Origin of the sequence: Kitasatospora sp. NPDC096147, assembly GCF_044763225.1 — a bacterium.
Taxonomy (GTDB): domain Bacteria; phylum Actinomycetota; class Actinomycetes; order Streptomycetales; family Streptomycetaceae; genus Kitasatospora.
Window position 1 is genome coordinate 25,097 of the sequence record NZ_JBIWFX010000027.1, and the last position, 6,592, is coordinate 31,688.

Sequence of the window (6,592 nt, forward strand, 5' to 3'; positions counted from 1 at the left end):
CGGGGCCGGGCACGGCGGTGCGGCGGCACCCCGACGGACGGCGGGGCTGCCGGGCAGCGCGGTGATCACGAGTCCGACGGCACGGGGGTGCGGAGTACCCGCCCCCGTGTCACGCCGTCGGCCTTGACCTTCCGCATTGCCCGTAGTCCGCCCGCTTCGTCGTTGCCACTGCGGAGGAATGTATCCGGCCGCACGGGGTGCTGCCGACCCCTGGGCGGGGGCACGCCCGGGTTCCGGTGGTCCGTTCACCCGGTTCGCGCACTGGACCGTCAACTGGCGCTGACGACAGGGAAAAAGGCGGGTAAGTCGGATATTACGGCGCGTCGGCGGGATACGTGCGCATTCGGTGACGGAGTGTCAGGATTCGCTCCGAACGGACCGTTTCCGACCGCCAGGTGGCCCCATGAGCAGTGATCTCCCACCCCAAACCTCCGCGTTCCGGCGGATGACCGCACGCAGCAAGCACGAGAGCCACCGGGTGGCGACTCCGCTGGAGCTGTTCTTCGACCTCTGCTTCGTGGTGGCGGTCGCCCAGGCGGGCAAGCAGCTGGCCCACGACCTGGCCGAAGGTCACCTGGGCGAAGGCCTGTTCGGCTACGCGCTGGCGTTCTTCGCCATCTGGTGGGCCTGGATGAACTTCTCCTGGTTCGCCTCCGCCTACGACGTGGACGACGTGCCCTACCGGCTGCTGACCCTGGTGCAGATCACCGGCGTGCTGATCCTGGCGGCCGGAGTGCCCCGGATGTTCGACTCCCGGGACCTGACCCTGTCGGTGACCGGCTACGTGGTGATGCGTCTGGCCATGGTGACCCAGTGGCTGCGCGCGGCCGCCGCCGAGAGCGGCGGCGCCCGGCAGATGGCGCTGCGCTACGCGATCGGCATCACCATCTGCCAACTCGGCTGGGGCCTGGTGCTGTTGGTGCCGGACGACCGGCTGGGCTGGGTGCTCCCGCTGGGCATCCTGGCCGAGCTGTCGGTGCCGGTGGTGGCCGAGTGGCACACCCAGTCCGCCTGGCACCCGCACCACATCGCCGAGCGGTACGGCCTGTTCACCATCATCGTGCTCGGCGAGTCGGTGGCCGCCGCGACCATCGCCATGCAGACCGCGATCGACGAGCGGGAGGCGCTGGACGAGCTGATCCCGGTCGCCGCCGGCGGCATCCTGATCTGCTTCGCCGCCTGGTGGATCTACTTCGCCCGGCCGGTGCACCACGTGCTCACCTCCAACCGCAACGCCTTCCTCTGGGGCTACGGCCACTACCTGGTGCTCGGATCGGCCGCCGCGATCGGGGCCGGTCTGGAGGTGGTGATCGAGTACGACATCCACGAGGCGCACATCAGCGCCGTCCCGGCGGCGGCGGCCGTCACCGTGCCGACCGCGCTCTTCCTGCTCACGGTCTGGGCTCTGCACTCCCGGCACGTCAAGAGCGGCCTCGGCCAGGTGCTGCTGCCGGCCGCCTCGGTGGCCGTCCTGGCCTGCACCTTCCTCGGCCAACACGGCACCCTGGCCGCCGGGTTGGTCTGCGCGCTGACCGTCGCCCTGGGGCTGACGCTGGCCTCGCACGAGACCCGTAGCGGATGACCTCACCACTCGTTCCACAGCAGGGGCCGGAATCCGCCCGGCCCCTCACCGAGAGGACACCATGAGCGAGAACCTGCTCCACGACAAGATCGCCTACGGCTTCGACCATCTGGACCGGGACGGCGACGGCCGCCTCACCGAGGACGACCACGTGCTGATGGGCCGGGACAGCGCCCGGGCGCTCGGCCTCGCCGAGGGCTCGCCCGAGGAGCGCCGGATCATCGACGGCTACCTGCGGATCTGGCACGAGCTGCACCTGCCGAGGCTGCCCGCCGGCACCCGGGAGATCAGTCGCGAGGAGTTCATCGCCGGCACCCTGCGGCTGGCCGACGACCCGGACGCCGCCCTGGCCACCGTCGGCGCGCTGGCCGAGGTCTTCCTCTCGGTGGCGGACGCGGACGGGAACGGGGTGATCGACCCGGACGAGTTCTACGCCTTCCAGCGCGGCCACTTCCCGTCGCTCTACCGGGAGACCGCCGACGAGGCCTTCGCCCAGCTCGACCGGGACGGCAACGGTACGCTCTCCCGCGAGGAGTTCGTCCAGGCCGTGGTGGAGTACTGGACCAGCCGCGACCCCGAGGCCCCCGGCAACTGGTGGACCGGCAACCCGGCCTTCGCCCGGTAGCCACGCCCACCCAGGAGGCCCCGCCGTGCCGTCCGTGCCGCCCGTTCCCGACCAGCTCGCCGACCTGCCCTACGCCCACCTGCTCACCCCGCACACCGGCCCGCTGCGCGGCGACCGCTACGACACCGTGCACTTCGAGGGTGCCCAGGAGGTGGTCTCGGCCGGCGGGGCGAGCTTCCTGGAGTGCGCCTTCACCGGCACCGAGCTACAGGGGGCGCGGCTGCGGCAGGCGCGGTTCAACGAGGTCTGGGTGCAGGGCAGCCGGTGGATCGCGGTGGACTGCGTGGAGAGCGAGTGGCAGGACGCCGCGCTGGTCTCCACCGTGCTGGCCGGGCTGACCGCGTACGGCTCGGCGGTGCGCCGGGTGACCTTCCGCCAGTGCAAGCTGGAGGCGGTCAACCTGCGCGGCGCGGCGCTGCGGGACGTGGTCTTCGAGGACTGCCTGCTGCGGGACGTGGACTTCGGCGACGCCAGGCTGACCGAGGTCTCCTTCCCCGGCTCCACCCTGGAGGAGGTCCGCCTCGCCGGTGCCGCGCTCAAGCAGGTGGACCTCCGCGGTGCCCGCTCGCTCGGCCTGCCCGACGGACCGAACGGCCTGCGCGGCGCCATCCTGGGCTCGACCCAACTCTTCGAGCTGGCGCCGCAGTTCGCCCAGGCGCTGGGGATCACCGTCAAGGACTGACGCTCCGCCACGAGGGCGCCCCGGCCGAGGCCGGGGCGCCCTCCGTTCATCCGGCCTTCGCCCGGCGACCACGCGTTGAACAGTCCAACAAGCCTTGATGGAAAGTCATGGACCCCGGCCGCGACCTGCGCAAAGATGCCGCCTGGCCGATGGCGTGGACACAACGTGTGCAGCCAACCCGGCCACCAAGGGCGGCTTCTGTGGAGCGAAGGGACGGGCTGCGGGATGTCCGAGCTGAGTCGTAGGAAGTTCATGGCACTGTCGGCGAGCGCGGCGGCCGGCGCCGCCGTCGCCGGATCGGCCACCGTCGGCGGCGGGGCGGCGCAGGCGGCGGAGCAGTACGGGCTGGACGCCACCGGCACGCTGACCGACGCCAAGCACATCGTGATCCTGATGCAGGAGAACCGGAGCTTCGACCACTACTTCGGCACCCTGCGGGGCGTCCGGGGCTTCGGCGACCGGGCAGCGATCCAGATCCCCGGCGGGTTCAGCGTCTTCAACCAGCCGAACGGGCTGAGCCGCCAGTACCCGTGGCTGTTCAGCGCCACCAAGGCGGCCGGCGGCCAGACCCCGGAGCGCCTCGCACAGTGCAACGGCGACCTCGCGCACAGCTGGAACGACCAGCACAGCGCGTGGAACACCGGGAAGATGGACAACTGGGTGGCCGCCAAGTCCAATGTCCGGGCGCTGGGTTACCTCAACCGCAAGGACATCCCGTTCCACTACGCGCTGGCCGACAACTGGACCGTCGGCGACGCCTACTTCAGTTCCACGCTGAGCGCCACCGGCCCCAACCGCACCTTCCACTGGAGCGGCCAGATCGACCCGGACGGCAAGGCGGGCGGCCCGGCCTACAACGGCGGCGACGAATCCGGCCTGCGCTGGCAGACCTACGCCGAGGCGCTGGAGAACGCCGGGGTGAGCTGGAAGCTCTACCAGAACGCGGCCGACAACTACGGCGACAACGCGCTGGCCTACTTCAAGCAGTTCACCGACGCCCCGGCCGGCAGCCCGCTGAAGGTCAAGGGCATGGGCTCGGTGCCCAAGGTGACCGGGAAGACCCCGGACGACATCGCCGCCGCGATCCGCGCCGACGTGCTGAACGGCACGCTGCCGCAGGTGGTCTGGGTGGTCGCCGACGAGGCCTCCTCCGAGCACCCCTACGCGCCGCCGAACGACGGCGCGCACTTCGTGCACCTGGTGATGGACGCGCTCAACGCCGACCCGGCGGTCTTCAACTCCAGCGTCATGTTCCTCAACTACGACGAGAACGACGGCTTCTTCGACCACGTGCCGCCGCCCGTCCCGGTGGCCGGGACGCCCGGGGAGTTCTACAACGGCCAGCCGATCGGCCTCGGCTTCCGGGTCCCGATGATCGCCATCTCGCCCTGGTCGCGCGGTGGTTGGGTCTCCTCCGAGGTCTTCGACCACACCTCGGTGCTGCGCTTCCTGGAGCGCTGGACGGCCGCCCTCGGCAAGCCGGCGGTCTGCCCGAACATCTCGGCCTGGCGGCGCAAGGTGACCGGCGACCTGACCGGCATGTTCGACTTCGCCAACCCGGTCTACGGCATGCCCGCCCTGCCCGACACCTCCTTCGTGATCGGCCAGTCCACCTGCGGCCCGCTGCCCAACCCGGCCCCGACCACCAACGCACTGCCGCTCCAGGAGCCCGGCACCCGGCCGGCCCGCGCGCTGCCGTACCAGCCCAACGCCAACCTCGACCACCTGGAGTTCGGCTCCGGCGGGGTGATGAAGGTCTGGCTCAAGATGGCCAACGAGGGCACCGCCGCCACCAGCGCGACGCACTTCGCCGCCTACGCCAACGCCTACCGCAGCGGCGGCCCGTGGCAGTACACGGTGGACCCGGGCGGCGCCACCAGCGACTTCTTCAACTGCGGCACCAACTTCGGCAACGGCCCCTACGACCTCAGCGTCACCGGCCCGAACCGCTTCCTGCGCCGCTTCCGCGGCGACGCCACCAAGGCGGGCAAGAGCGTCACCGTGACCGCCTCGTACGCCGCCGCCCCGGACACCGGGAAGCTCGCCCTCTGGTTCCGCCTCGCCAACGCGGGCAGCTCGGCCGTGACCTTCACCGTCACGCCGAACAACTACCGCTCCGACGGGCCGTGGAGCTACACCGTCCAGCCCGGTGGCAACACCAGCGACTACTTCAACGCCGTGGCGTACCAGAACGGTTGGTACGACTTCACGGTGACCGTCAGCTCGGACTCCACCTGGTCGCAGCGGTTCACCGGCCACCTGGAGACCGGCCTGCCCAGCGTCACCGGCTGACCCCGCGCCGGGTCCCGTCCGCCCGGGCGGGATCCGGCCTCAGTCGCAGAGCTCCCAGAGCAGCCGGTAGTAGGCGGTGCGCTCCGGGTCGGGTGCGACGCCGTACGCCTCCAGCAGCGGCTCCTCCCAGCCCGGGCCGTAGTTCCACTGGGTGCTCCAGGTGACGATCGCCAGGTCGGCCCAGCGGTCGGCCACCCCGAGGTCGCCCAGGTCCACGTGGCCGGCGGCCAGGCCGTCCGCTCCGATCAGGGTGTTCGGCGCGCAGGCGTCGCCGTGGCAGACCACCAGGCGGTCCACCGGCGGCGGGTCCGCCAGCAGTTCGAGGGCCCGCTCCACGGTGCCGACGTAGGCCAACTCCTCGGGCCAGTCGGCTGGTTCGAGCCGACCGGCGGCGGCCCGGGCCCGCACCGAGGCGATCCGGGTGGGCGCCGACCAGTCGAACGGGCAGTCCGCCACCGGCAGCGCGTCGTGCAGCGCCCGCATCCCCGCCCCGAGCGCACGCACCGCGCGCTCGGGCTCGCGCTCCCACCGCTCGTCCACCGCCGAGGAGCCGGGCAGCCCCTCGGTGACCAGCCAGCTGCCGGCCGCGTCGGCGCCCTGCTCCAGCACCCTGGGCACCGTGGCGTACTTCCCGGCCCAGGCCAGCCGGGCCGCCTCGGCCGACAGGTCGATGGTGTTCCCGGCCGGGTTCCACTTCACGAACGTGCGCTCACCCAGGCCGACCTGGAAGGTCAGACCGCCGAGCTCGTTCTGCCAGACGGCCCGCAGCGGGCGACCGGCGGCGTACTCACGGACGAACTCCGGTACCTCGACCGGACCCTCTGGGGTACTCATCCCGCCATTCTCATCGCAGGACCCTGCGCGTCCAAACCTTTTACGGGGCAGCGCCACCCGGACGGACGCCGCAACGCACCCGGCCACGGCGTGGCGGCGCAGGACCGGGCGGCGGAGCAGCGCAGATGCAGACGCCGCAGGCGGGAAGCGTGGCCACGGAGCCGCCTGGGCGGGACCGGCCACGACGTCAACGGAGCGTCAGCTCCCGCACGTCCGCCGCACGGCGGCGCAGCACCGCGCGGGCGGCCAGGGGGCAGGGCCCAGGCACCGCAGGCCCGAACCGGCTCCGACCTCGACGGAGGGTCCGCTCCCGCAGGCCCCGGAGCGGCGGAACGGTGACGGGCCAAGCGCCGGAGGCGGGAAGCGTGGGCGCGGGCCCCCGGACGGGACCGGCCACCGCGTCAACGGAGCGTCAACTCCCGCACGCCCCGGTGCAGTGGCACAGGACCGGGCAGCGGAGCAGTGACGGCCCAGGCACCGCAGGCGGGAAGCGTGGGCGCGGGCCCCCGGACGGGACCGGCCACCGCGTCAACGGAGCGTCAACTCCCGCACGCCCCGGTGCAGTGGCACAGGACCA

At 72.1% G+C, this 6,592-nt stretch carries 5 protein-coding genes; 4 read left to right on the forward strand and 1 reads right to left on the reverse strand.

The genetic code is table 11. The annotated features are described in order from the left end of the window. Window positions 1-445 precede the first annotated feature (445 nt). From ACIRBX_RS38395 to ACIRBX_RS38410, 4 genes are all read left to right on the forward strand, one after another. Window positions 446-1,582 carry a low temperature requirement protein A gene (locus ACIRBX_RS38395; RefSeq protein WP_402305164.1) on the forward strand — a complete coding sequence of 379 codons (1,137 nt, stop codon included), beginning with the start codon at window positions 446-448 and terminating at the stop codon, window positions 1,580-1,582. 61 nt (window positions 1,583-1,643) lie between these two features. After that, window positions 1,644-2,207, forward strand: coding sequence for an EF-hand domain-containing protein (locus ACIRBX_RS38400; protein WP_402305166.1), 564 nt, complete (start codon window positions 1,644-1,646; stop codon window positions 2,205-2,207). Window positions 2,208-2,232: 25 nt separating this feature from the next. Then, the gene (locus ACIRBX_RS38405) at window positions 2,233-2,889 is read left to right on the forward strand and encodes a pentapeptide repeat-containing protein (protein ID WP_402305167.1); all 657 of its coding nucleotides are present in this window, start codon (window positions 2,233-2,235) and stop codon (window positions 2,887-2,889) included. A 225-nt stretch (window positions 2,890-3,114) separates the two neighbouring features. After that, the gene (locus ACIRBX_RS38410; RefSeq protein WP_402305170.1) at window positions 3,115-5,181 is read left to right on the forward strand and encodes a phosphocholine-specific phospholipase C; all 2,067 of its coding nucleotides are present in this window, start codon (window positions 3,115-3,117) and stop codon (window positions 5,179-5,181) included. Between the two features lie 39 nt (window positions 5,182-5,220). Here ACIRBX_RS38410 and ACIRBX_RS38415 read toward each other — a convergent pair whose 3' ends face one another. Continuing rightward, window positions 5,221-6,015: an aminoglycoside 3'-phosphotransferase gene (locus ACIRBX_RS38415; RefSeq protein ID WP_402305172.1), complete on the reverse strand. Its 795-nt coding sequence runs from the start codon at window positions 6,013-6,015 to the stop codon at window positions 5,221-5,223. Between the last annotated feature and the right edge of the window lie 577 nt (window positions 6,016-6,592).